The sequence below is a fragment of the Candidatus Thermoplasmatota archaeon genome (assembly GCA_035541015.1).
GTDB lineage: Archaea > Thermoplasmatota > SW-10-69-26 > JACQPN01 > JAIVGT01 > DATLFM01.
Map to the genome: position 1 here is coordinate 1 of DATLFM010000096.1, position 22800 is coordinate 22800.

The following is a 22800-nucleotide window of genomic DNA, read 5'->3' on the forward strand; positions in this document are numbered from 1 at the left end:
CATGATGCGGCGCCTGGCCGTGGAGCTCAACATCCCCTACCTCACGAACATGGCCGCCGCCACGGCGGCCGTCCACTCGATCCGCGCGTTCAAGGACGGACGGCTGAAGACGATGGCAATCGACGAATACGCGGGAACCGCCACGACGCCTTCGACCTAGCGCCAACCGTCGGGCGGAAGATTGAACGGGGCGTCGGTCGATGCCGCCGCATGCCCCTCGTCGAGGCCAACGGCGTGCGCCTGTTCGTGAAGGACCGCGGAAGCGGCACGCCGATCCTGTTCGTGCACGGCTCCTGGAGCGACCACCACGGATGGGATCTCGTCGTGCCCGGACTCTCGGCGCAATTCCGCACGGTGGCCTACGATCGCCGGGGCCACAGCCAAAGCGAAGGACTGGACACCTCGGGCCCGCGCGTGCGCAACGCGCAGGACCTTCTTGCGCTCGTGGACGCGCTCGACTTCGCGCCGACGTTTGCCGCGGGAAGCTCCTACGGTTCGGTCATCCTGCTCACGGCGGCGGCGCTTCGGCCCGACGCCTTCGCCGGCCTCTTCGTGCACGAGCCTCCGGCCGTGAGCCTGCTTGCCGACGACGCGCAGCTTGCGCCGATGCTCGAGGAGAGCGGTCGACGCATGCAGGCGGTGGAGCAGCTGCTCGACGAGGGAGACGTCGTGGCCGGCGCGCGCCGGTTCGTGGAGACGGTCGCCTTCGGCCCCGGCCAATGGGAGAAGCTCCCGGCGCGGGTCCGCGACACGTTCGTCCGCAACGCGGCGACGTGGCGCAACGAGCGCCGGGATCCCCAAAGCCTGACGATCGACCTTGCCGCGCTGTCGCGCTACCCTGGACCCGTGGTGCTCTCGCAGGGCACGCAGAGCCCACCGTTTTTCGCGGCCGTCCTCGATCGTCTGGCAAAGGCGCTGCCGCAGGCCAAGCGGCACGCCTTCGAGGGCGCCGGCCACGCACCGCAGCTATCGCACCCCGACGCCTACGTCCAGGCGCTCGCGGGCTTCGTCCAAGCCAACGCCGGCGGACGCTAGCGGGTCGCGCGACGGCGGCAGGCACGGGTCCGCTTCAAAGCGTCTTCTCGAGGAGCCGTCCGAGCTCCTTCTCGACGGTCGCCATGACCTCGCGCGAGAGCTCCTTGCGAAGGTCCTCGGGAAGCATCTCGATGCTAAGCTTGGCGCCGGCCTTGGCCAGCTTCAGGCTCGCGTAGGCCTCCTGCACCTTGGCCTCGAAGAACATGCCGATGGCCGCGCGGAACTCGGCGCGAAGCTCCGGGTCGGCGTCGAGCTGCTCGCGGATGCGGCGCTTGATCTCGTCACGCACGAGGTCTTGGAAGGACTCGAGGATGAGGTCCTCGGCGCTCACCATGTCGCGCAGGCCGCCCTTGATGATGCGGGGGATCGAGCCTTCCTCGGCCATCGCGGTCCCCAGCGGGCTGCGGTTATAAAAACCCCCCTGCGATGAATGTTCATCGTAGGGCGCCGGGCCGGTTCCCCTCGCCCGTCGCCGGCTTCGCGAGCCTCCGCAGCACGCCCTCGACCACGCGGATGGACCGCAAGTAGTCCTCCGTCGAGACGGCCTCGCGCGGCGTGTGGTCGAGCCGCGAGTCGCCCGGGCCGTAGGCGAGGATGGGCAAGCCTGGGAAGGCGCGCGCAAGGAGGTTCATGTCGCTTGTGCCGGTCTTCTTGACGAACCGGGGCGCAAGGCCCTCGGCCCGAAGCGCGGCGAGGAACGCACGCACGAGCGCGTTGTTCTTGCCCGCGAGCACGGGCTCTTCGGCGTCCAGCACGACGGCTCGGCCCACGGCGGCGCATTTCTCCGCCGCCTCCCTGACGGCGTCCGGGAGGACGCCTGGCGGCGTCCGGACGTCCACGAGCGCTTCGCACGACGTCGTCAGCCCGTCGGTTCGCGTTTCCAGGCGTTTCACGGTGACGCCGGCGGCGTCGAACCGCGGCGTCGACGAGGCGTCGAGGGCTTGCCGCAGCCGGTTCACGAAGTCGATCGCCGCGTCGGGCGCGCTCGTGTGCGCGGCGCCCGCGTGGGCGACCTCGGTCTCGACCCGGTAGAGGAGCCGCACGGCGCCGCGGTAGCCGATCGTGATCCCGTCGGTTCCCGAAGGCTCGCCCACGACGATGGCCGCGGGATCGTAGGCGCCCGAGTCGACGAGGTGGCGCGCGCCGCGGCTGTCGCCTTCCTCGCCGACGGCGCCCACGACGACGACGCGAAGCTCCGGCGAGTCGACAAAGCGCGAGGCGGCGGCGACGAAAGCCGCAAGAGCGCCCTTGGCGTCGACGGCGCCGCGCCCGTGCAACACGCCCGCTTCGAGCCGGACCGGAATGTCCCCGGGCACGGTGTCCACGTGGCCCACGAGCAGAACCTCGCGGTCGCCGCGCCCCGCGATGCCGACGGGGTTGCCGGCCGCGTCGAGTCCGGCCTTCAAGCCAAGCGCGCGCATGGCTTCGACGAGGTAGGACGCCGCGGCCTCCTCCTGACCGGTTGGGCTTGGGATCGCCACGAGACGGCAGAGCATGTCGACGGGATCGGGTGGCGGAGAGAGCGCGCGAGCGTCAACGGCCATCGGCGAGCACGTCCCGGACGACCGCAACGACGCGATCCATCTCCGATTCGGTGACGACAAGCGGCGGAAGCAGCCGGATGGTCGTGCTGCCGGCGGCAAGCGGGATCACGCCGCGCTCGATCATGGCGCTGAGGAACGGTCCGGCCTTCTCGCGAAGCTCGACGGCGAGCATGAGCCCGACGCCGCGGACCTCGCGGATCTTGCCGGAGTCGATGGAGGAGAGCTGCTTTGTCGCGCGCTCGCCAAGCGTGGCGGCACGTTCCCACAGCCGCTCCCGCAGCAGGTACGCGAACGTTGCGTTGGCGGCCGCGCAGACGAGCGGGGACCCTCCGAAGGTGTTGCCGTGGGCGGCCTTGGGCAGCGTGCAGATCTCGGGCCGCAGGAGGGTCGCTCCGACCGGAAGCCCGCCGGCGAGGCTCTTGCCCAGGCACACGATGTCGGGCTCGACGCCCGAGTGCTCGCGCGCGAGGAGACGCCCCGTCCGTCCAAGCCCCGTCTGGATCTCGTCGAGCACGAGGAGCGCGCCGGCGTCGTGCGCGATCTGCGCGGCCGCGCGAAGGTACGACGGAGGCGGAACGACGACGCCCGCCTCGCCTTGCACGGGCTCGAGGAGGACGGCGGCCGTCTCGCGCGTGACGGCCTGCTTGAGCGCCTCCTCGTCCCCGTACGCGGCAAACGAGAAACCGGGAACCAGCGGCTCGAAGGGCTCGCGGTACTCGGGTTTCCACGTGGCCGAGAGGGCGCCCAAGGTGCGGCCGTGGAAGCCGCGCTTGGCGGCCACGACGCCGGCTCGGCCCGTGTGGGCGCGGGCGAACTTGATGGCGGCCTCCACGGCTTCGGCGCCGCTGTTCGAGAGGAACGAGCGCGTGAGGCCGGGCGAGAGCGTGGAGAGCCGTTCGAGGAGGTTGGCGCGCTGGGGCGTGTAGAGCGTCTGCTGCACGTACACGAGGCGCTCGGACTGTTCGCGCAAGGCCGCAAGCACCTCGGGATTCCCGTGGCCCACGTTCATGCAGCCGTAGCTTGCGCCCGCGTCGATGTATTCCTTGCCGTCAACGTCCCACAGGCGGGCGCCCTGCCCTCGAACGATGGCGACCGGACGCTTGGGAAAGACGCCCGACTCGTGCGCGTCCTCGCGCGAGACGATCTCGCGGAACGACGTCACGGCAGGATCACCGTTCCCTCGCCCGCGAGGGCCTTCTCGACGGGCCGCTCGACGTTGGCGCTTGCCAGCACGACGCGCGGCACGCCGCCCTCGATCGCCTCGCGGGCGCCAAGGAGCTTCTTCTTCATGCGGCCGGCGGCGAAGGCCTCGTACCGGTCGAACTCGGCCCGCGTGAAGCGCGGAACGAGCGACGCCGGGTCGTCGACGCGTTCGAGGAGCCCGGGCACGTTCGTGAGCACGACAAGCGTCTGCGCCTTCATGGCCGAGGCGATGCGGGCCGCGACGCGGTCTCCGTCCGCGTTGACGAGCACGCCCTCGCGCGTGACGGCCGGCAACGTCACGACGGGCGCATAGCCAGCGGAGAGCAAGGTGGAAAGGAGCGCCACGTTGACGTCCTCCACGACGCCCGTGTGGTCGCCGCGCAGGAGGACCGTCTTCCCGTTCTCCACGGCGCGGACGGTTTCCTTGCGGCGGGCGACAAGGAGCCCGCCGTCGGCGCCGGAAAGGCCAATCGCGTTGGCGCCAAGCGCGCGCAGGCTGGCCACGAGCCGCGCGTTGAGGTTCGCCAAGGCCATGGTGAAGATCTCGAGCGTCTGGGCGTCGGTGAAGCGCGACGCGTGCCCGGAGGGGCTCTGGACGAACCGCGGCGGGTGGCCGAGGCGCTCGCCCAGCCGGTTGGCGTCGTCGCTTCCGCCGTGGACGAGGATCCAGTCGCGTCGACGGGCAAGGTCGGCGAGCACCGGCTCGGGATCGGCTCCCGCCGCCCCTCCGAGTTTCACGACAAGCGTCATGGATCGGGGGCTCCTAGCTCGGGTGCAGGCCCGGGAACGTGAGGGCGGTCGTCTCGTCGAGTCCGTGCATGAGGTTCATGCATTGCACGGCCTGTCCGCCGCTTCCCTTGACGAGGTTGTCGAGGGCCGACACGACGACGAGACGCTCGCTGTGCGGGTCGCGGGCAAAGCCGACGTCGACGTAGTTCGTTCCCGCGAGGAGCTTGGGCTCGGGCAGGCGGTAGAGGCCGGAGCGTTCCTTGACGATCCGCACGAACGGCTCCTCGCCGTAGTGGGCACGGTACACCTTCCAGATCTCCTTCTCGTCCAGGCTCTTTGCCAGGAACAGGTGGCTCGTGGTGGAGATGCCGCGGACAAGCTCGATCGCGTGCGCGGTGAAGTGGACCCGAGCGGGCGCGCGCATCGAAAGCTCCTGCTCGATCTCCGCCTGGTGGCGGTGGCCGGCGGGGGCGTACGGGCGCACCACGCCGCTTCGCTCGGGGTGGTGCGAGCCGGGCTCCGAGCTTCGACCCGAGGCGCTCGATCCCACCTTCGAGTCGACGAGGACCTCGTTCCCGCGGGCCAGCCCCTCCTTGAACAGCGGGTACAGCGCGACGATGGCGCTCGTCGCGATGCAGCCGGCGGTGGCGACGAGGCGCGCGCCGCGGATCGCCTCCCGGTGGAGCTCGGGGATGCCGTAGACCGCTTCGGACAGGAGAGGCGCGGCGCGGTGCTTGGACGAGTACCATCGCTCGTAGACGGCGGGGTCGCGCAGCCGGAAGTCGGCCGAGAGGTCGATCACCTTGGCGGCGCGCTTGAGGTACGTTTCCATCTTGTCCATGGCCGCGCCGTGGGGCGAGCAGTTGAACAGCACGTCGGCCGACTCGACGGACTCGTGCTGCGTGAACTTGAGGTCGGTGAGCTTGCGCAGGTTGGGGTGGACCGACGCGACGCGGTCGCCGGCGAACTGGTTCGAGGTGACCTTCGCGACGCGGACGTCGGGATGGCCAAGCAGCAGCCGGAGGAGCTCGCCTCCCGTGTAGCCGGAGGCGCCGACGATGGCGACGTCGAGCGTCATGCGCTCACCGCTTGGCGACGTCGACGAGGTGGTCCACGATCCGGCCCGGGATGTCCACGCCCGTGGGGGCGACGCTGTTCTTGAACTCCATCGTGTAGTTGACCTCGTGGCACAGGAGGCCCCGCTCGCTCTCCATGATGTCAAGCGCAAGCACGCCTCCGCCCACGGCCTTGGCCGCCGCAAGCGCGATCTCGGCGAGCTCGGGCGTCACCGGGCAGTTCGAGGCCGTGCCGCCCTGCGCCGTGTTGGTGATGAAGTGGTGGGGGTTCGTGCGGTAGATCGCGGCGATCGCCTCGTCGCCCACGACAAAGACGCGGATGTCGCGGCCCGGCTTGCGGACGTATTCCTGCACGTAGAAGATGGAATGGAGGTACGACCCGAGCGTGGACTTGTGCTCGAGGATCGCCTGCGCGGCCTCGGGCGTGTCGACCTTGGCGATCAGGCGCCCCCAGCTTCCGACGACGGGCTTGAGCACGGCCGGATATCCGACGCGCTCGATGGCCTTCATCGCGGTCTCCGGGTCGTTGGCGACAAGCGTGCGGGGCGTGGGAACGCCGTGGCGCGCAAGCTCGATCGACGTCTCGGCCTTGTCCCCGCAAATGCGCGCCACCTCGTAGGAGTTGACGCACGGAATGCCGTAGTGCTCGAAGAACCGAAGCGCGTAGATGGCGTGGCTGTGGCTGATGCAGCGCTCGAGCACAGCGTCGTAGGCGTAGGGGACCTTCTTTGCGTCGATGTCGAGGACAAGCTCCCGGTCGTCGATCTTGGCAAGCTCGACGCCTCGCTCTCGCGCCGCTTCGAGGATCATCTTCTCGTCCATGCGGATGCGGCTGTAGAGCATGGCAAGCGAGGGCATCTACGCGCCTCCTGCAAAGGGCGTGTGCGCCTCGCGCGACAGGTGCGCGACGGCGTGGAGGCTCCGAAGCGTCTCGTCGTCCACGTCGGCGAGGTTGCGGCGCTTCACGGCCGCCAGGATGAGCTCGACCTCGCGCTCGGAGACCTCCTCCTTCGCAAGGCCAAGCGCAAGCAGGCGGTAGCGGATCGCGTCGCGGGAGGCGAGCTTGCCCGCGGCGATGCGCCTCGTGCGACCGACGAGCGCGGCCGGGATGGACTCGTAGTGCTCGGGCGAGAGAAGGACGGCCGAGACGTGGAGGCCCGCGTTGTGGGTGAACGCGTTTGCGCCGACGATGGGCGCCTGGGGGCTCACGGGGACGCCGCTGTGCTCCTCGACGAGCCGGGAGACGGCCGGAAGCGCGTCAAGCCTCCAGGGGTTCTGCGCCTCAAGCTTGAGCCGCAGCGCCACGAGCGTGGGCGCAAGCGCGGCGATGCCCGTTCGCTCGCCAAGGCCGTTCACGCACGTGTCCACGACGTCCGCGCCGGCCTCGACGGCCGCGATCGAGTTGGCCACCGCCATGCCGAGATCGTCGTGGCAGTGGATCGACAGCTGCACGCGCGGCGGAAGCTCCGCCCGGAGCCACCGCACGAACGCGGCCGTGCGGGCGGGGATCATGTGGCCGGTCGTGTCCGCGATTCCGATGCGGTCCGCGCCCGATTCGACGGCCGCGCGCGCCACGCGAAGCACCTTCTGCGGGTCGCTGCGAACGGTGTCTTCGGGCGTGTACCGGACGCGCAGGCCGTGACTCTTCGCGTAGGCGACGACGTCGCGGACGAGCGACTCGGCCGCGTCGATGTCCTTGCGGAACTGCGCCTCCAGGCGGGCGTCGGCCACGCTGAAGAAGATGCCGACCCAGTCCGCACCGGTCTCCACGGCGGCGTCCACGTCCCGTCGGAGGGCGCGGCTGTGCGCGAGGATCTCCGCCGGAAGGCCCAACGAGGCGATCTCCCGCACGGATTGGGCGATCTGCGGCGAGGCGGCGGGGTGGCCGGCTTCGATGTAGTCCACGCCCACGTCGGCAAGCGCCCTGGCGATTGCGACCTTCTGCGCGCCCGTGAAGCTCACGCCGGGCGTCTGCTCGCCCTCGCGCAGCGTGGAATCGTTGATCCGGACCTTGACCATCCGTCGTCTCCCTTTGGCGGCTACTCGCCCCAGTCTTCGGCTTCCTGCGGGGCAAGGGCAAAGGCCAGCGGGGCAAGCCCCCGGACCTCAAGCTCGACCCCGCAGTCGGGACAGTCCACGATCTCGCCTTCGGTGGGATTCTCGACCGCCACCGCGGCTCCGCATTCGACGCATTCGCTCATGCTTGTGCCTCCTTCAAAGCTCCTTGAGGATGAGACGGCTTTGGGTTCCCGCCGTCTCGTGAAGGGAACGGATGCGCTCCACCACCTCGTTGAGCCGTCCGGTCGAGGAAGCGTCGACGAGGACGACGATGTCGTTCTCGCCGGCCACCTCCCAGACCTGCTCTACGGAGTCCCAGCCGGCGATCTTCGCCGAGACATCGCCCGTGTTGACGTTCGCGGCGATCTTGACCTCCACGAGCGCCTTCACGCCGCGGCCGGCCGTGCGGACCGTGAACTGCCGGATGACGCCGTCGTCGAGGAGGCGTTTCACGCGCGCGCGGACGGTGCCCTCGCTCGTACCGACCTTCGAAGCGATGTTCACGAAGGGCTCGCGCGCGTTGCGCAAAAGGATGGCAAGGATCTTCGCGTCCAGATCGTCCATGAGCGCACCGCTTCGAATTCCATCGAAGCAGGCGCGAAGAACGCAGATGCTATATAAATAGGTTTTCGTGAAACGACGTCAATCGCGAACTTTCCGTTGGCTCTCGCGGACAAGCCTCTGGATCAGTTCCTGTCGCGCGTAGTGCGCCCGGACGGAAGCAAAGAATCCCAAGCGATCGCTTGTCGTTCTCGGCCGCCTTCCCTATAAGCCATTCGCCAAGGAACAATTTCACGCGTCGCCCGCGGTGCGCTCGTGGACACCAAGGGCGGCCGCCGCGCACACGAGCGCGTCGTCGAGCGTGGAAAGCAGCGTCGCGATGCGGGGCGCGTCGCCCTCCAGATGGACGAGCGTCCCCTCGGCGCGCGCCCGCAAGAACCCTCCGTTGTCCGGACCCAGGGCCGCCACGATCGCCCGTGCGGCGCTCTCGCTTGCCGCCGTCAGCACCACGTGGGCGGACGCCCTCACGGGGGGAACGCCCCCTCGACGGCCTTGACGAAGGCCTCCTCGGCCCCGGGCGGCACGCGCGCGCGGGATTCAAGATCGGTCCCTTCCGCCGCGCCCCCCACCGCCCGTGCCGCCTCCCGCGCCGCCACGACTGCCGAAAGCCCCGGCTTGGCGTGCGAGGCTCGCGCGAAAAGCCACGCGCGCCCTGCCCCCAGAGCGAGCACGGGCGCCGCGCACAGGTAGTCGCTTGCAAGCGCGGCTCGAAGGCGCGCCAGGCGGCCGCCGTCGCGAAGCACGAGGAGGCCCCCGGCGGACCGGGCCTGCGTCTCGACCCGGACGAGGGCGGCGAGCGTCTCGGCCACCGCCGCCTCGCCGGCGGAGACGAACCGCTCGCGCGCGGACGACTCGCCAAGAAGGCCCGCCAGGGCGATCTCGGGTCCCTCGGCGGCCGCGGCGGCCTCGACCTGGAAGGCGAGGGTCCCAAGATCCTGCTCCGCGAACCGAAGGCGCGGTCGGTGGGCGGCGAGGATGGCGCGGGCGGATGCGCCTTGGTCGACGAGCCGAAGCGCAAGCGCGGAGGCAAGCTCGGATCCCGCCTCGTCGAGGAGGGCCCGCGCGGCGCGCGCCTTCCCGCCGATGCCCGCAAGGTACGGGTCGATCGACGACGCTAGCGTTTCGGGCCGCGGCTCGGCAAGGAGCGCGGCGGGCGAGAGAACGAGGGCGGGCGCAAGCTCCTGCGCGAGCGCGGCGTGCAGGCCGGCAAGCTCGGGCAGATGCTGGCGGCAGGCAAACGCCCCCGTGAGCGCCATCGCGCCCTCGATCGGCTCCGTGCGGCCAAGGTAGCGCGCAACAAGCCATGCGAGCGCGGCGACGGAGGCCTCCGTCGAGCCGTCGTACCCTCCCAGGCGTGGGTGCATCTCCGACCCGTCGGCGTCGCCGGCAAGGCCCCGGTGGATCCAGAGCGTCCGGTCGGGCGGGGAGGCCGCGGCCGGCGCGGCGTCGAGCACGAAGCGGAAGCTCTCCGGCTCGACGGCCTGGGCGCCCGGAGCGTCGGAAAAGCGCGCCGCGAAGGGGATTCCCGCGCGATCGAGAGCGTGCGCGAGCACGGCGGCGGCAAGGATCCCGTCGGCGCTTCCCGTCGCTTCGAGGTGGACGAACCCCGTCTCGGCCGCCGCGGCGGCCGCGCGCTTGGCCAGCGGATCGAGGCTCACGGTCCCCCCGGGCGCCGACCGCCTCAGTCGACGACGATTTTGGCCTGGGCGCTGGAGTACTTCCAATCGGCGGGGACGCGTCCCTGTCGCTTGTAGTAGAACGCGAGCTTGCGGATGCGGCTCTCGATGAGCTGGAGGCCGCGCGCGTTGTGGCGGTCCTTGGGGTGCGTGGCAAGGTGCGAGCGCAGGCCCACGGCGCGCTTCATGAGGTTCACCATGTCCTCGGGAAGCTCCGTCGTGAGACCGGCGCCTTGCAAGATCTCGGTCACGGTCTTGCCCGTGGCCGCCTTGACGCTTGGCACGGCGTACTGATCGCGCAGGATCATGCCGACGACGGCCGAGGGCTTGCCCTCGCGCGCGAGCTTCACGACAAGCCCCTCGATCTCGCCCTTCTCGACGCCCGCCCATGCGGGAAGGCCGCTCTTTTGCTTGCCCGCCCGGCTTGCGGGCCGGGGCTCCGTGGACTTTGCCTTTTGGACCATGCGCTCTTCCTCCGCCATGACGGCACGGACCGGTCGAGCCGATCCTCCGACAGACGCGTGGCGCATCGCCACCGCGGCATCCCTATAAAAAGCCGCCGGTGGGGCGGCCCGGCGGAAGGAGAACCTTATGCGGGCGCGGCCGGATGGGCGGTCGATGGACCAAGCGGGCGCGCCGCTGCATTGCCGCGATTGCCGCTTGTGGTACGGCGCGGAGAACGACGAGTACGGCCCATGCCAGATCAAGCAGAGCCGCGGCGACGCCCGGTTCGTCACGTTTGGGAACCACCGGTGCGACGAGGGGATGGGTTGACGGTTCGCATCGAGGCGCTCGGGAAGGCGGACGCTCCGGCGTTCCTCCCGCTCTTGCACGCGGAGGGCTGGCTCTTCGAGCCCCGGGACCTGGAGCGCCTGCTGGAGCTTCCCGGCGGGGGGATCGCAGCGTGGCTCGAGGGGCGGCTCGTGGGCGGTCTCACGGTCCTCCTGCACGACCGGCTGGCTTGGATTGGAAACGTCGTGGTGTCGCCGGCGCAGCGGGGAAAGGGGGTCGCGCAGGCCATGCTGGAGCACGCGCTCTTGCGCTTTGGGCAAGGTCGCAGCGTTCGCCTCTGCAGCGTGCTTCCGGCCCGCTCCTTGTACCTACGATTGGGCTTCCGCGCCGAGGGGCCCTGCGCCACCTTCGCGGGCCCGGCGCAAGCCGCCTCGAAGGCAGAAGGCGTCGAGCGGGGAGCCGCGCACGTGGCCGACGTCGTCGCGTACGACCGGCGCGCCTTTGGCGCGGACCGCTCCGCCCTGCTCTCCCGGCTGGCCAAGGAGTTTCCCGACGGGCTCTTCGTGGCGCGCGACGGCGCGCGCGTTCGGGGGTACGTGCTCCTTCGGGCCGGACCCGCGGGCGGCGAGCTTGGCCCTTGGATCGCCGACGACGACGCCACGGCGGAAGCCTTGCTCGACGCGGCCCTCTCACGGGTCCCGGTGGCAAACCTGGAGGCCACCGTTCCCACGCACCGCGAAGCGTCCCGGCGCATGCTGCTGCGACGGGGCCTCGAGGAGCGGTTCCCGACCGTTCTTATGGTCCGGGGAAACCACCGGATGGACCTCGCGCGAACCTACGGCCTGTGCGCGCTGGAGAAGGGGTGATCGCGACGCTTTCGTTCTACAACACGGCCACGCGCCGGATCGAGCCCTTCGACCCGCCCTCCGATCCGATCCGCATGTACGTCTGCGGGCCGACCGTGTACGACCATGCGCACCTCGGGCACGCGCGCACGTACGTATTCTTCGACGTCGTGCGGCGGGTCCTCGAATTCCGCGGCCGCCAAACGCTGCACATCCAGAACTTCACCGACGCGGCGGAGGAGATCGGAACGCAGGCCCGCGCGCGCGGGCTTCCCCCGGCCGAGGTGGCCGACGGGTGGATCCGCGAGTTCCTCGCCGACATGGACGCGCTCGACGTCCAGCGCGCGCACCACTACCCGCGCGTCACGGAGTCCATCTCCCGCATGGTCGCTCTCCTGGAGGACCTCCGCGACCGCGGCCTTGCCTACACGGTCGGGGGCTCAACGTACCTCGACACCGCCCGGGCCGGCGGCATGGGCCGCGTCTCGGGCTGGAAACTCTCGGAGGTCGTCCAGGACGTGCAGGCGCCGCCGTCGGATCGCCAACGCCCGGAGGACTTCGTCCTCTGGCGGTGCGACGACAGCCGGGGACAGACCTGGGAGAGTCCCTTCGGACGCGGCCGGCCGGGCTGGCACGTCGAGTGCGTGGCCATGGCGATGTCGCACGCGCCCGGGGGATTGGACCTCCACGGCGGCGGAATGGACCTCAAGCTTCCCCACCACGACAGCGAAGCCGCCGTGGGCGAGGCCCTGCTGGGCCGGCCGCTTGCGCGAGCCTGGCTGCACAGCGGATTCGTGACCGTGTGGCAGCAGAAGATGAGCAAGAGCGCCGGCAACTTCGTGCGCGTCCGGGACCTCCTGCCCAGGCACGAGGCCTCCGCGATCCGGCTGTTCCTCCTGAGCGAGCACTATCCGGACAGCCTCGACTACACGCCCGAGCGCCTGTCCGAGGCGGGGGCGCTCCTCGCCGAGATCCGGGCCGCCGTGGACGCCTGCCGCTGCTGCCTTGCCAAGCCGGCCCGGCGGGAGCAGGCGCTCGCGGGCTCACGGCAAGCGTTCTTCGAGGCCGTCGCGGACGACCTGGACACCCGTCACGCGATCGTGCATCTGCGCGACGCCTCGCGCCACGTGAACCGCCTCTGCCGCCACGACCTCTTGGACGGGGCGACGGCCCGCGCGATGCTGGACTTCTACGGATCCGTCGAGCGCGTCCTTGGCCTTCGGCTGGGCGCGTCCGGACCTATCGCTCCTGCGCGATGATCTCCTCGACGCGCAAGACGTACTCCCGCGTCACCGGCACGAGCGCCTTCGCGTAGATGGCGCCCTGGTTCTTGCTCTTGGGCGGGTGGCTGTACTCGAGCACGCGCATGCCCTGGAACTCGTCGTTCGTCACGACGTACTCGTCGTCTCCGCGCCGCCGCACGACGGTCGGGACCGCCGTGGGCGCGCCGGAGATCGCCGCCTGCGCGGCCGACGCCCCGCGCCCGCGGACGAGGAGGACGAGGAAGGCGACGATGATGAGCATGAACAGGACGCTTCCCGCCAGGACGAAGTCGGCAAGCGACACGGTTCGCTGCAGCGCGGGGACGGCCAGGAGGTTGATCCCCAGGGCAAGGACGAAGAGGAAGTACACCGTGGCGACGACGAGCATCGCGACGACGGCGCGACCGGGCCCCTGCGCGTTTCGTTGAGCGACCATGGCAGCGTGGGCATTTGGCGCGGGCCGGATGAGCGTTTCGGTCCTCATGCCGGCCCTGCCCTCCGCACGGTGCCGATCGCGCCGCAGTGCGGGCACGACCCGGTGAGGGGTCTTGAGCCCGTGTCCGCGATGGCGAACACCTCCTGGCAGGAGCGGCAACGGATGACGATCTCGGGCACGGCCGCCCGCCGCGCGGCGCCGGCGTGCCGGGCCATGGGACCGGAAGCCCACCGCAGCGCGATCGCCGCCGCGAGGAGCGCCGCGAGCACGAGGATCGCAAGGCCGGCCAACGCCGCCCCGTCGCGCGGGCTTGCAAACGCGCCCACGAGCGTTCCGACCATGACGGCAATCGCCGCGGCCGCCACGCCCTGCGCGGCCCGCCTTCGCGTCGCGAGGTCCATCGTCACCGCCTCCGCCACACGGTCGCCGAGACGCCCACGACGGCCGCAGCCAGGAGCGCCGCGAGGGCCCACAGAGCGAGGTTGCCCGAGATGGGATCGCCAAACCGCGTCACTTCGAACGTCCAGGCGCCCGGCACCTGCTGCTGGGTGCCGTCGTCGTAGAGGACGAGGAGGTCGGCGCGGTAGCGTCCTTCCTGCTCGACCCGCACGGAGCCCGTGTACAGGAGGTCGCCCGCGTGCTCGTCGGGCGGGACGCCGTCGTCCGTCAGGTTCAGCACGAGGGGGCGTTCCGCGGCCCCGGCGCCCTCGCGGTAGACCTTGGCCTCCACGAGCGTGACGAGGCGGTTTACGCGCGCCGAAAGCACCGTTTCGCCGCCGGGCGCGGACCGTCCGAGGTCCCGCAACGAGAGCGTCACGTTCTCGACGGGATTCTCGACGCGAACGTGGACGAGGACGGACGTGCGGTTGTTCTCGACGTCACCGTCCTCGGCCGTGAGGTTGATCGCCCAGACGCCGTTTGCCAGCCCCGACACGTCGTAGTCGAGCTCGCGCTGCGCCTGAGCAAGTGACGGGATGCGCCGCATCGAAAACGGCACGCCGGTTCCCACCTCGCTTGCCGGAAGCGCGCCGATCGAGAGCTGGACCGGGTCGTTGTCCAGATCGCGGACCGACCAGGTCAACGTGACGGTGCCCGAGACCACGTCGCCGTTTCGCGGCGAGAGGATGGCGACGTCCGGACGGTGATTCTCGGAGGAGAAGGTCTCCGGCTGCGTGGACGTCCGGAAGGTTCCCGCGTTGCCGAGGTTGTCGAACGCCTCGATCCAGTACTGGACGACCGTGCCCTTGGGCGCCCCCGGGAGCTCGCCCGTCCAAATGCCCGATCCGTCGGCGCGGGCAGGCGGCGCAAGGTGGAGCGTCTGGAAGTTGCCAAAGAGCCCGTGTCGCCAGTGCACGCGCACCTCGCGAACGCCCCCTTGCGGATCCTCGACGTGCACGGACACGTTCCATCCGGCCGCCGTCGACGTCCGCACCGGCTGGCGAACCGTGGGGCCTCGCTCGTCGAGGAAGAACTCCAGGACCTTTGCGGGCGACTCGCGGTTGGTCGCGTTGTCGGTCGCGAAGAACTCGAGCGTGTAGTTGCCCTGGCGCTCGGACGGCAACGGATCACGGATCGCAGGAATGTCGCGAAGTCCGATGACGGTCGTGGATCGTGCGTCCTGCGAGGTGGCAAGGACCGTGGCCGCGCGCATGAGCGACCAGCGCAGCGAGGCAACGCCGGAGGCCGGCGCGGCCCCGTCGGTGGCCTCCAGCGTGATCGTCGAGTCCGGACGCAAGAGGTTCGAGCGCCCGGCGCCGGCGAGGCAAGTCGTCGGGAAGGACGCGGTGCAGCGCACGGCCGTCTCGGGGGGCCGGTCGTCCACGACAAAGCTCCATTCGAGGAAACCCGCGAGCGTCTGCGGGCTCTTGTCGGTAGCCGTCACGTTCACGGTCACGGTCTGCCCGTGGGCAAGCCCCGGGACCGTGAAGCGTGCGAGGTAGCAGTCGCGCGCCAACGAGCCGACGTTGCAATCCGCGATGCCCGTCGTGGCGACCGTCGCCGGCGTCATCGCCCCGCTTCCCACGCGGTAGCTTGCGGCCACCGACGTGCGCTCGACGCCGCCGCCCTCGCCAAAGTCGAGCACCTTGAAGGAGACCTCAAGCTGGGCCGCCACGTTGCAGCCAAGGTCGGGCGCGCACCCGACGCGCGGGCCAAAGCCCGATTGGGCTGGGAACAGCTCGACGAACTCGGGCGGCAGGTTGGGGTCCACGCGGAACGTGATCGGGTTGGCCGTCCCCGCGCCTGCGCTTCCGACGCGGCCCTGCGCGTCGCGCAGCGTGAACGACACCGTGTAGGTGCCCGCCGGCAAGCTGGAAAGCGTGTGGTTCCACGTGCCCGAACACGGCCCGAAGTTGGGGGGCGCGGGGCAGGAAACGAGCTGGCTTGCCTTGAGGTCGTACGTCTGGGCGTGCACGACCGTGCCGCCGGCGTCCCGGCCTTCGACGGTCGCCGTGACCGCGACGATGTCGAGGCCGGCCGTGCCGCGAGCCACGAGCCGGATGGGCGCTCCGACCTCGTACCGTCCGGCCTGCGACGGCCGGGTGCAGCCCCCCGGAAGGGTCGCAAGGCACGTGCCGCTGCCGCTTGCGTCGACGGCGGGCGCCGCGCCCGTGACGTCGATGCGCGCCGGATCGGTCGAGAGCGTCTCGCTCCGGTTGGCGTCCACGACACGGACAACGTAGGTGTAGCGGCCCGTCTGGTTGAAGTAGGGGTGGCCAAAGCCGCTTCCAAAGACGCGCTGCCACGTGCCGTCCGCGCAGCCGTAGCGCGGAAGCGTGCCGCGGCAGGAATCGTGGCGCACGATGCCAAAGGCCACCTCCTCGCCCACCGGCAGCACGACAACGGACCCGTTTGGCTGCGTGAGCACGATCTCGACACGCTCCACGCTCACGTTGTCGCGGGCGGAGACGTTGAACGTGATGGGATCCCCGCCGACGAGGCTTCCGTTCACGTTGCCCGACGACAAGTGCGTGGCGGAGCGCAGGAGGGCTCGCTGCGTGTCGTACAGCGTGATGTTGAGCTCGGCAAATTCGGGATTCGCCGAGCCGGGGGCGGGAAGGTCCGAACGGTTGAACACGCCGACCACGTCCCGGACGACGATCGAGAGGTTGTACCGACCCGGGTAGTCGAAGCGCGGTCGCAGCTGCTCGGTGTTGTTCTGGGTGAGCTCGCGCGCGTTCCCCGCGACCTGGAACTGCCGCCACCGGCATTCCGGCGCAAGCGGGCACCCGACGCTTCCGCCAACGAGCACCGTGTAGTTGCCCGTGCTGAGAACCGCGTCGCTGCCCGTGATGGGCCCAAGCGGATTGCCCTTGGGATCGCGGATCTCGATCCATCGGTTGGGCCAGGCGGCCGGATCGACGACGTTCCCGACGAAACCGAGCGAGGCGTTCGTGCTCTCGAACGTGATGTTGAAGCTCATGCCCAAGCCCGTGTAGTTCGTGGGCGCAAGGTACGGCATGTGCCGCGAGCACAACGGATCCTGCGGGTCGACCGTGGTCGAGATCTCGCAGTTGTCGATCGTGATGTTGAGGATGTCCTTCGGGTAGGGAACGATCGTCACGTTGAGGTTCGTTCCGTTGGCGTTGCCGCCCGGATCGGCAAACGTGACCTCCACGCGGTACCGCTGCACGCTTGCGTTGCTGAAGTTCGTGAAGTTCGCCGAGAGGTTCGTGATGTTCCAGGCGAGATTGTACACCGTGCCGACCGGAGCGTCGGGCGTGACGAGCGCGCGATGGTACACGGCGACGTTCGACGTGCCCCGGAACACCGTGAGGTTCACCCGCGCGATGCCGGAGAGGTCCGTGAGGTTGCCCGTGATGTTGATCCAATCGTTGGGCCGCACGTCCAGAAGATCGACCGATCCGTCGGGATCGCGCTCGCTCTTGATCTTGAAGTCGTCAGGCGCGGGAGCGCGGATGTCGTGGACGACAAGCTCGAAGGGGAAAACCTCCAGGTCCGTGGAGGGATCGGCCTCGAGCCCAGCCAGGCGCGTTTCGTTCTGCGTGACGATGGTCTCGTTGGCGTCGATGCGCACGAGGATCCGCTGGGTCCCGTCCCGCGCGCTCCAGAGCAGTTGCGTCGGACTTGCCCCGGGGAACACGCAGGGGACGGTCGCGCTCGCGTTCACGCGATCGAGATAACAGGACTGGATGTAGTTCTCGGTCGCCACTTCATTCATGTAGAGGCTCACGTTCAAACGCGTTTGCCGCGACGTGTCGTTCGAGCACCTGTGGTTGGTGACGCTTTCAGCGGCGGCGGTTTCCAAGCCCGGACCGGCGCAAAAGTGGCCGACGTTCGTAACGCTCACGAGCAGTGCGATGACCTCGTCCCGAACGGCCTCCGTGACGTTCTGGCCGACTGGAGTCACGCGTGAGCCTGTCCCCCGGCGATCCAAATGCGGGATGAGCCGCGGCGCCTTCACGTTGAAGTGAGGGTACGCATTCTCGTCCACTGGGGGCGTATTTCCGTCCTCGTCCTCGTCTTGAAAACGTTCGAGCTGCGGCACGACCTCATTATGCACCTGGAGCGCGTCGAACGTCACGGTAAAGCTGTGGAGACCGCCCTTGTTCGTGAGGTTCCAGGGGCCGGAAAAGATGGAAACGGCCGTGTTGTTGTTCGTCCAGTTGCGCAATCCGAGGGATGCTTTCACGGACTCGCCGGTGCGGTTGTCAGTGAGCGTGAGGTTCACGTACACGACCCGGGAAACCTCGCCGCTGTCGGGGCGGAAGATTCCCGCCAGGCTCGAATCCCATTGCAGACCAGCGGGGTGCAGGAACGGCGCGGTGCCGACGTTGCGGACACTCACATTGAAATGCGTGACGCAGGTGTTGAGCGGCGCCTGCCCTTGCTGGGTGGCTTGGCAGGGGTTCGGGTTCTGGTTCGCGGGGTCCACAGGGGGCTGCGCTTGCGTCGGATACCAGACGTGAACGTGAGCGCAATTCGAGATACAATACCCATTGACGTCTCGCCCAATCAACTTCGAGGGCGCGTGCTCCGACGCGGGGCCCAGGTACCATTCAACGTCAACGATTTCGAAGCGAGGGCGCCCCCCGATGAAGAACGTGCGCTTGACGCTGTGGCGAGCTTCGCAGGGAACCGACGCGTCCTTCGCCTCAGGGCTCAGGTATTGCGTGCAACTGACGATCTCGAACGTGACGTTCACGTAGCCTGTGTAGAAGACCTCCCGGTCCAGTCCATCGCCGTCTGTCTCGATCTTCTTGAGATCCAGGGTAAAGCCCGTGCCCGGGAGTCGGCCTCGCGGGGGAATGTGGGTAAGCACCTGCGACGTGCGGTTCGAAGGGGCGGTAAAGCCGCTGTCGGGATCCAACTGGAACGAGACGTTTACGACGGCCTCCGAGAACAGGGCCTGGTGCTCGTTGGCCACCCAGAAGGTCGTGGAGACCGTTTCCCCCGCCTGCGGAAGGAACGGGTTGAATCGGACGTCGCGGATGGCGGCAAGGGGCGTTTCCGTGGCAGCGTGGCCCGCCTCGACCTTCTGCTCACCGCCCAAACCGGCAAGGTTTGCGCCGAGCAACACGAGAACAAGCAGGAAGGACCTTCGCCTTGCGTCCAAGACCATTCAAGACACCCCGAGTGATGCGGCGCGGTCGTCCGACGGGTCGGCCAAGGATACCCTTTCTCGTAGGAGCGGCAAAGGTTCCCGCACGGCGCCCGTCGTCAAGACGCGCGAGCAAGCGTGGGCTATTTAAATAACCGTTTCGGAACGGCGCGGGGCGTGCTCCTTTGCAGACGGGGCGCAGGCGGCCAGGGGCAAGGCCTGCGCCCTAGACCGCTTCGTCCACCCCAACCGTCACCGATTTTTCCTCGTCGCCGACAGCGACCAGGACCGTTACGCTTCCTTGCGCGGACGCGCTAGGCGGAACTGGAGCCGGGCACGTGCTCGCGCAAACGGTAACGGGGAACGGCCCAAACGGCGTCGGAATCTCCACCGTGACGGGACCAACAGCGCTCGTCTCGCCAAGGTGCGGATCAACCTCGAGAACGAAGTCATCCGTTGCGACGCCCACCCGAACCGCCGGCGTCAAGGGCATCGGATCATTGCCGGGGACGTCGATCGTCTGAGGCGGCAACACCTCGGTCGCGGGCAAGCACGCATTCGGCGCCATACTGCAAACGGCCGGAAGGACAATCGCCGGCACCGTCGCATTCTGCGAGGGCAAGCCAGGCGTCGGGCCGACGGTCTGCTCGGGAATGGTGAAAGGGCCCACGCACACCAATCCGAGCGGCGTGCACACCTGCGGGATGAGGACGGACGGCGTCGTGATGGTTTGCGGCGGCACCTCCGGACTCGTAATCGTCTGTTCGTCCGACACGGTCGTTGGCTCGTCGCACGCTTGCACCGAGCACGTGGGCGGCGCCGTGACGCCTGGCGTCGTCACGCTCTGCGGCGGCACCGCAGGCGTGGACTGCTCAGGGATCGACTCGTCGGCTTGCTGACCGGGAATTGTAACGTTCGCGGGACCCGGTCTTTCGACGTGCGCGATTTCCTCGCCCTCGTCAGCTTGCCCGTTGCCGTTGCGGTCGTCGTAGACGGTGAGACTGCCGTCGGGGTTGGACTGGGTCTTGACGCGGGGGCCGAATGCGAACGCAGTCGCTTCGTTGGATATAGGACCTTCGCCGCGGAGGTTGACCGCGCTGACGACATAATGATAGACGCCGAGGGATCGCTTGGTGTCCGTGTACGTGAGGTTGCCGGCGGGAACGTCGGCGACGAGGTCGTATGGGCCATCACTTTCGTCGCCCCGATAGACACGGAATGACGAAACCGCAAATCCGCCATCGCTCGCAGGCAATTGCCACTTGAGCGTGATTTCGTCAACGCCCGGGCCGGGCAAGGCTTCAAGGTTTCGTGGCGCGCTCGGCGGGGAGTAACCCGTGGACTGGCCCCGACTGTTGGAACCCCAGCAGTGCACGTTTCCACTCGAAAGGAGTGCACACGAATGATCATTACCGGCGGCGACGCCAACTGCATTCCCCCCCGAGTAGCCTGCGGACTGGCCGGCAACGTTGGAGCCCCAGCAGTGCACATTACCACTCGAAAGGAGCGAACACGAATGGAAGCCGCCGGCGGCGACGCCAACTGCATTCCCACCCGGATACCCCGCGGACTGGCCGGTATCGTTGGAGCCCCAGCATTGCACATTTCCATTCGAAAGAACCGCACACGAATGCCAAGTGCCGGCCGCGACGCCCACCGCAATCCCACCCGAATACCCGGCGGACTGGCCATCACTGTTGAGCCCCCAGCAGTGCACGTTTCCATTCGAAAGAAGAGCACACGAATGCAGGTGACCGGCGGCGACGCCAACTGCATTCCCACCCGAATACCCTGCGGACTGCCCGCCAGTGTTGGAGCCCCAGCAAATCACATTTCCGTTCGAAAGAGCCGCACACGAATGAGCCCCACCCGCGGCGACGCCAATTGCAAGCCCACCTGAATACCCCACGGACTGCCACTGACCGTTGTAGCCCCAGCAGCTCACATTTCCATTCGAAAGAAGCGCGCACGAATGGTAGCGACCGGCGGCGACGCCAACTGCATTCCCACCCGAATATCCTGCTGACTGGCCCTTGTCGTTCAGGCCCCAGCAATGCACGTTTCCATTCGAAATGAGCGCACACGAGTAGAATTCGCCAACCGCAACACCAACTGCCGGCTCCGCGGCCGCCCCCGCCTCCGGCAATCCGAGCACAACGACTGCCGCAAACATCGCAAGCAGAAGCATTATTGCGCGCACGCCAACCGACGCCATCCCGAACACCGCCGCCCCATGCCGGTCGCGGCTATTTGAGGTTTATCTGGAAATCGCAGCAATTTGGTCTCATGCTTGCCTGTTTCTACGCCTGCCCCTTCTTCGCCGGCACCCGTGGAACGATCCCGTCGAACCCTTCGTCGAAGCTTGCGACGGTGGCTCCGAGATCCTGCGCGAGGACGACGAGGATGCAGTCGGTGAAGGAGAGGCCTCGTTCGTAATGCTGGAAGTGGAGCCGCGCGGCCTTCTCGATCTCCTGCCGCGTGGCCGTGCGCAGCGAGATCGGAGGCGGAGAGTCTGCCTCGCCGAGGAAGAAGGACGCGTAGTCCTGCGAAACCTCCTTCCGGCCGGGGCGCCTGCGCAGGAGCGTGAGGCCCTCGTCGAGGACGTAGTCGCTTGTGACGGGAACGCCAAGTTCGCCGGCGAGGATGCGGCGCAAGAGCAGTTGTGCTTCCGGGTGCCGGGGCTCGTCGACGTTGATGGAGGCGATGAGGAGCGAGGTGTCGAGGACGACGGTCAAGGCGCCTCGTTTCCGTAGACGATGTCGTCGATTTCGTCGATTGACCAGGCGCCAAGCGCGTGCGTCTTTGCCGACCACCGGCGGATCTCCGCGGCCGTCAGGGGCTTCCACGCGGCTTCGACCAGGAAGCGCTCGCGGTGGCGCAGCGCAAATTCGAGCGCCTTGCCCACCACGTCCTGCTGCGGCAGGCGCGTTCCGGTTGCGGCCGTGATCTCGCGGCGAAGCCGCTCAAGCTGCCCCTTGTCTTCGTCACGAATGCGGATCGGACTCGTTGCCACAAAGGATTGTAGTATTTTCTACAAACATATATTTTTCTACATGATCGTGCGCCAGCGGGCGACTCGAAAGCTTGAAGCCTCCCACGGGGTCCTAGGGTCCTTGCCCCATGCGCAAAGACCTCATCCGCGACGTCCGCGCCGTCCTCGCCCAGGCCGGCTACTGCCTTTCGGAGGAGACGCCCGTCCGGCCCGTGAGCTTCGACCTCGTCGCGCGGCGCGATTCCGAGCTTCTCATCGTCAAGGTCTTGGCGAACATCGACGCCTTCACGGAGAGCCTTGGCCAGGAGATGCGCACGCTTGCGAAGTTCCTCGAAGCGCGCGCGCTTCTGGTGGGCGAGCGCTCCAGCGGCGGGCCGCTGGAGGGAGGCGTGGCCTACGTTCGTCACGGCATCCCGCTTGTCTCGGTGGAGACCCTGCAGGAGCACCTTCTGGAGGGCGTCCCCCCGCTCGTGTACGCGGCGCCCGGCGGCTTCTACGTGAACGTGGACGGCGCGCGTCTTCGGGCCCTCCGCGAGCAGCGCAGCCTCTCGCTGGGCCAGGTCGCGGAGGCGGCAGGCGTGTCGCGTCGGGCCGTCCGCATGTACGAGGACGGCATGGGGGTGCTCGTCGACGTCGCTTCGCGTCTCGAGGAGTTCCTGCAGGAGCCCCTCGTCGAGCCCGTCGACCTCTTCTCGAAGGCGCGCTGGAAGGACGAGCCGGCGCGCGAGCTTGCAAGCGTCCGCGAAGCGATGACGCGGGAAGTGCTCGCGACGCTCGATCGGCTCGGGTACATGGTCGCGCCCACCGAGCGAAGCTCCTTCGAGGCGCTCTCGCGCGATGCGGACGTTCTCATCCTCACGGGCGTGGGCAAGCCCGAGCAGGACGTGCGCGGGAAGGCGCAGACGGTGGCCTCGCTTGCCCGCGTGATGGAGCGCCCGGGCGTGCTCGTGCTGCGCGCGCGAAAAACCCGCCTTTCGATCGAAGGCGTGGCGGTGATCGAGCAATCCGAGCTCGAGGGAATGGCCGATCGCGCGAAGGTCGTCGAGACGATCAAGGACCGCACGAAGACGCGCGTCGACTGAATCGGCGCA

General features: G+C 68.7%; 23 protein-coding genes. 5 read left to right on the plus strand and 18 right to left on the minus strand.

Features of this window, described 5'->3' with window-relative positions; all coding sequences use genetic code 11:
• Positions 1–210 precede the first annotated feature (210 nt).
• Positions 211–1035 (plus strand): alpha/beta hydrolase, encoded by an 825-nt coding sequence (locus VM681_08865; GenBank protein HVL88095.1) that lies wholly within the window; start codon positions 211–213, stop codon positions 1033–1035.
• A 34-nt stretch (positions 1036–1069) separates the two neighbouring features.
• Here VM681_08865 and VM681_08870 read toward each other — a convergent pair whose 3' ends face one another.
• From VM681_08870 to VM681_08925, 12 genes are all read right to left on the minus strand, one after another.
• Positions 1070–1420 carry a hypothetical protein gene (locus tag VM681_08870; GenBank protein ID HVL88096.1) on the minus strand — a complete coding sequence of 117 codons (351 nt, stop codon included), beginning with the start codon at positions 1418–1420 and terminating at the stop codon, positions 1070–1072.
• 49 nt (positions 1421–1469) lie between these two features.
• The gene (locus tag VM681_08875; GenBank protein ID HVL88097.1) at positions 1470–2579 is read right to left on the minus strand and encodes a [LysW]-lysine hydrolase; all 1110 of its coding nucleotides are present in this window, start codon (positions 2577–2579) and stop codon (positions 1470–1472) included.
• Positions 2569–3741 carry an aspartate aminotransferase family protein gene (locus VM681_08880; GenBank protein ID HVL88098.1) on the minus strand — a complete coding sequence of 391 codons (1173 nt, stop codon included), beginning with the start codon at positions 3739–3741 and terminating at the stop codon, positions 2569–2571. Before VM681_08880 ends, VM681_08875 begins: the two co-directional genes overlap by 11 nt.
• The gene (locus VM681_08885) at positions 3738–4532 is read right to left on the minus strand and encodes a [LysW]-aminoadipate kinase (protein HVL88099.1); all 795 of its coding nucleotides are present in this window, start codon (positions 4530–4532) and stop codon (positions 3738–3740) included. Before VM681_08885 ends, VM681_08880 begins: the two co-directional genes overlap by 4 nt.
• Positions 4533–4545: 13 nt before the next feature.
• On the minus strand, positions 4546–5589 hold the full coding sequence (argC, locus tag VM681_08890) for an N-acetyl-gamma-glutamyl-phosphate reductase (protein HVL88100.1): 1044 nt from the start codon (positions 5587–5589) through the stop codon (positions 4546–4548).
• Between the two features lie 4 nt (positions 5590–5593).
• On the minus strand, positions 5594–6445 hold the full coding sequence (gene lysX, locus VM681_08895) for a lysine biosynthesis protein LysX (protein HVL88101.1): 852 nt from the start codon (positions 6443–6445) through the stop codon (positions 5594–5596).
• Positions 6446–7606 carry a homocitrate synthase gene (locus VM681_08900; protein HVL88102.1) on the minus strand — a complete coding sequence of 387 codons (1161 nt, stop codon included), beginning with the start codon at positions 7604–7606 and terminating at the stop codon, positions 6446–6448.
• 20 nt (positions 7607–7626) lie between these two features.
• A complete protein-coding gene (lysW, locus tag VM681_08905) occupies positions 7627–7788 on the minus strand; it encodes a lysine biosynthesis protein LysW (GenBank protein ID HVL88103.1) in 162 nt (53 codons plus the stop codon).
• Between the two features lie 13 nt (positions 7789–7801).
• Positions 7802–8209 carry an Lrp/AsnC family transcriptional regulator gene (locus VM681_08910; GenBank protein HVL88104.1) on the minus strand — a complete coding sequence of 136 codons (408 nt, stop codon included), beginning with the start codon at positions 8207–8209 and terminating at the stop codon, positions 7802–7804.
• Between the two features lie 228 nt (positions 8210–8437).
• Positions 8438–8674, minus strand: coding sequence for a KEOPS complex subunit Pcc1 (locus VM681_08915; GenBank protein HVL88105.1), 237 nt, complete (start codon positions 8672–8674; stop codon positions 8438–8440).
• Positions 8671–9864: a hypothetical protein gene (locus tag VM681_08920; protein ID HVL88106.1), complete on the minus strand. Its 1194-nt coding sequence runs from the start codon at positions 9862–9864 to the stop codon at positions 8671–8673. Before VM681_08920 ends, VM681_08915 begins: the two co-directional genes overlap by 4 nt.
• 23 nt (positions 9865–9887) lie before the next feature.
• Positions 9888–10346 (minus strand): 30S ribosomal protein S15, encoded by a 459-nt coding sequence (locus tag VM681_08925; GenBank protein ID HVL88107.1) that lies wholly within the window; start codon positions 10344–10346, stop codon positions 9888–9890.
• A 154-nt stretch (positions 10347–10500) separates the two neighbouring features.
• Between VM681_08925 and VM681_08930 the strand changes: the two genes are divergently transcribed.
• The 3 genes from VM681_08930 to cysS are packed head-to-tail and all read left to right on the plus strand — an operon-like array spanning position 10501 to position 12718.
• Entirely contained in the window at positions 10501–10656 is a 156-nt protein-coding gene (locus tag VM681_08930) for a high-potential iron-sulfur protein (protein HVL88108.1), read from the plus strand.
• Positions 10653–11480: a GNAT family N-acetyltransferase gene (locus VM681_08935; protein HVL88109.1), complete on the plus strand. Its 828-nt coding sequence runs from the start codon at positions 10653–10655 to the stop codon at positions 11478–11480. The genes VM681_08930 and VM681_08935 overlap by 4 nt, the downstream gene beginning before the upstream one ends.
• Positions 11477–12718, plus strand: a complete 1242-nt coding sequence (gene cysS, locus VM681_08940) for a cysteine--tRNA ligase (protein ID HVL88110.1) — start codon at positions 11477–11479, stop codon at positions 12716–12718. The genes VM681_08935 and cysS overlap by 4 nt, the downstream gene beginning before the upstream one ends.
• Here cysS and VM681_08945 read toward each other — a convergent pair.
• The 6 genes from VM681_08945 to VM681_08970 all read right to left on the minus strand — a co-directional run bounded on the left by VM681_08945 (position 12699) and on the right by VM681_08970 (position 21730).
• Positions 12699–13157 carry a hypothetical protein gene (locus VM681_08945; GenBank protein ID HVL88111.1) on the minus strand — a complete coding sequence of 153 codons (459 nt, stop codon included), beginning with the start codon at positions 13155–13157 and terminating at the stop codon, positions 12699–12701. The two genes, cysS and VM681_08945, sit on opposite strands and share 20 nt — an antisense overlap.
• Positions 13158–13201: 44 nt before the next feature.
• Complete coding sequence (locus VM681_08950) at positions 13202–13558, minus strand: hypothetical protein (protein HVL88112.1); 357 nt, start codon at positions 13556–13558, stop codon at positions 13202–13204.
• A gap of 2 nt (positions 13559–13560) precedes the next feature.
• Complete coding sequence (locus tag VM681_08955; GenBank protein ID HVL88113.1) at positions 13561–18696, minus strand: hypothetical protein; 5136 nt, start codon at positions 18694–18696, stop codon at positions 13561–13563.
• Positions 18697–18943: 247 nt separating this feature from the next.
• A complete protein-coding gene (locus tag VM681_08960) occupies positions 18944–20014 on the minus strand; it encodes a hypothetical protein (protein ID HVL88114.1) in 1071 nt (356 codons plus the stop codon).
• Between the two features lie 1003 nt (positions 20015–21017).
• On the minus strand, positions 21018–21452 hold the full coding sequence (locus VM681_08965) for a PIN domain-containing protein (GenBank protein HVL88115.1): 435 nt from the start codon (positions 21450–21452) through the stop codon (positions 21018–21020).
• Positions 21449–21730 carry a hypothetical protein gene (locus VM681_08970; protein ID HVL88116.1) on the minus strand — a complete coding sequence of 94 codons (282 nt, stop codon included), beginning with the start codon at positions 21728–21730 and terminating at the stop codon, positions 21449–21451. The genes VM681_08965 and VM681_08970 overlap by 4 nt, the downstream gene beginning before the upstream one ends.
• Positions 21731–21837: 107 nt before the next feature.
• Between VM681_08970 and VM681_08975 the strand changes: the two genes are divergently transcribed.
• Positions 21838–22791 (plus strand): transcriptional regulator, encoded by a 954-nt coding sequence (locus VM681_08975; GenBank protein HVL88117.1) that lies wholly within the window; start codon positions 21838–21840, stop codon positions 22789–22791.
• The last annotated feature ends 9 nt before the right edge of the window (positions 22792–22800 follow it).

Coding starts and splice junctions, on each gene's coding strand:
- VM681_08865 (HVL88095.1), top strand. CDS start 211: ATGCCCCTCGTCGAGGCCAACGGCGTGCGCCTGTTCGTGAAGGACCGC.
- VM681_08870 (HVL88096.1), bottom strand. CDS start 1,420: ATGGCCGAGGAAGGCTCGATCCCCCGCATCATCAAGGGCGGCCTGCGC.
- VM681_08875 (HVL88097.1), bottom strand. CDS start 2,579: ATGGCCGTTGACGCTCGCGCGCTCTCTCCGCCACCCGATCCCGTCGAC.
- VM681_08885 (HVL88099.1), bottom strand. CDS start 4,532: ATGACGCTTGTCGTGAAACTCGGAGGGGCGGCGGGAGCCGATCCCGAG.
- argC (HVL88100.1), bottom strand. CDS start 5,589: ATGACGCTCGACGTCGCCATCGTCGGCGCCTCCGGCTACACGGGAGGC.
- lysX (HVL88101.1), bottom strand. CDS start 6,445: ATGCCCTCGCTTGCCATGCTCTACAGCCGCATCCGCATGGACGAGAAG.
- VM681_08900 (HVL88102.1), bottom strand. CDS start 7,606: ATGGTCAAGGTCCGGATCAACGATTCCACGCTGCGCGAGGGCGAGCAG.
- lysW (HVL88103.1), bottom strand. CDS start 7,788: ATGAGCGAATGCGTCGAATGCGGAGCCGCGGTGGCGGTCGAGAATCCC.
- VM681_08910 (HVL88104.1), bottom strand. CDS start 8,209: ATGGACGATCTGGACGCGAAGATCCTTGCCATCCTTTTGCGCAACGCG.
- VM681_08925 (HVL88107.1), bottom strand. CDS start 10,346: ATGGTCCAAAAGGCAAAGTCCACGGAGCCCCGGCCCGCAAGCCGGGCG.
- VM681_08930 (HVL88108.1), top strand. CDS start 10,501: ATGGACCAAGCGGGCGCGCCGCTGCATTGCCGCGATTGCCGCTTGTGG.
- VM681_08945 (HVL88111.1), bottom strand. CDS start 13,157: ATGGTCGCTCAACGAAACGCGCAGGGGCCCGGTCGCGCCGTCGTCGCG.
- VM681_08950 (HVL88112.1), bottom strand. CDS start 13,558: ATGGACCTCGCGACGCGAAGGCGGGCCGCGCAGGGCGTGGCGGCCGCG.
- VM681_08975 (HVL88117.1), top strand. CDS start 21,838: ATGCGCAAAGACCTCATCCGCGACGTCCGCGCCGTCCTCGCCCAGGCC.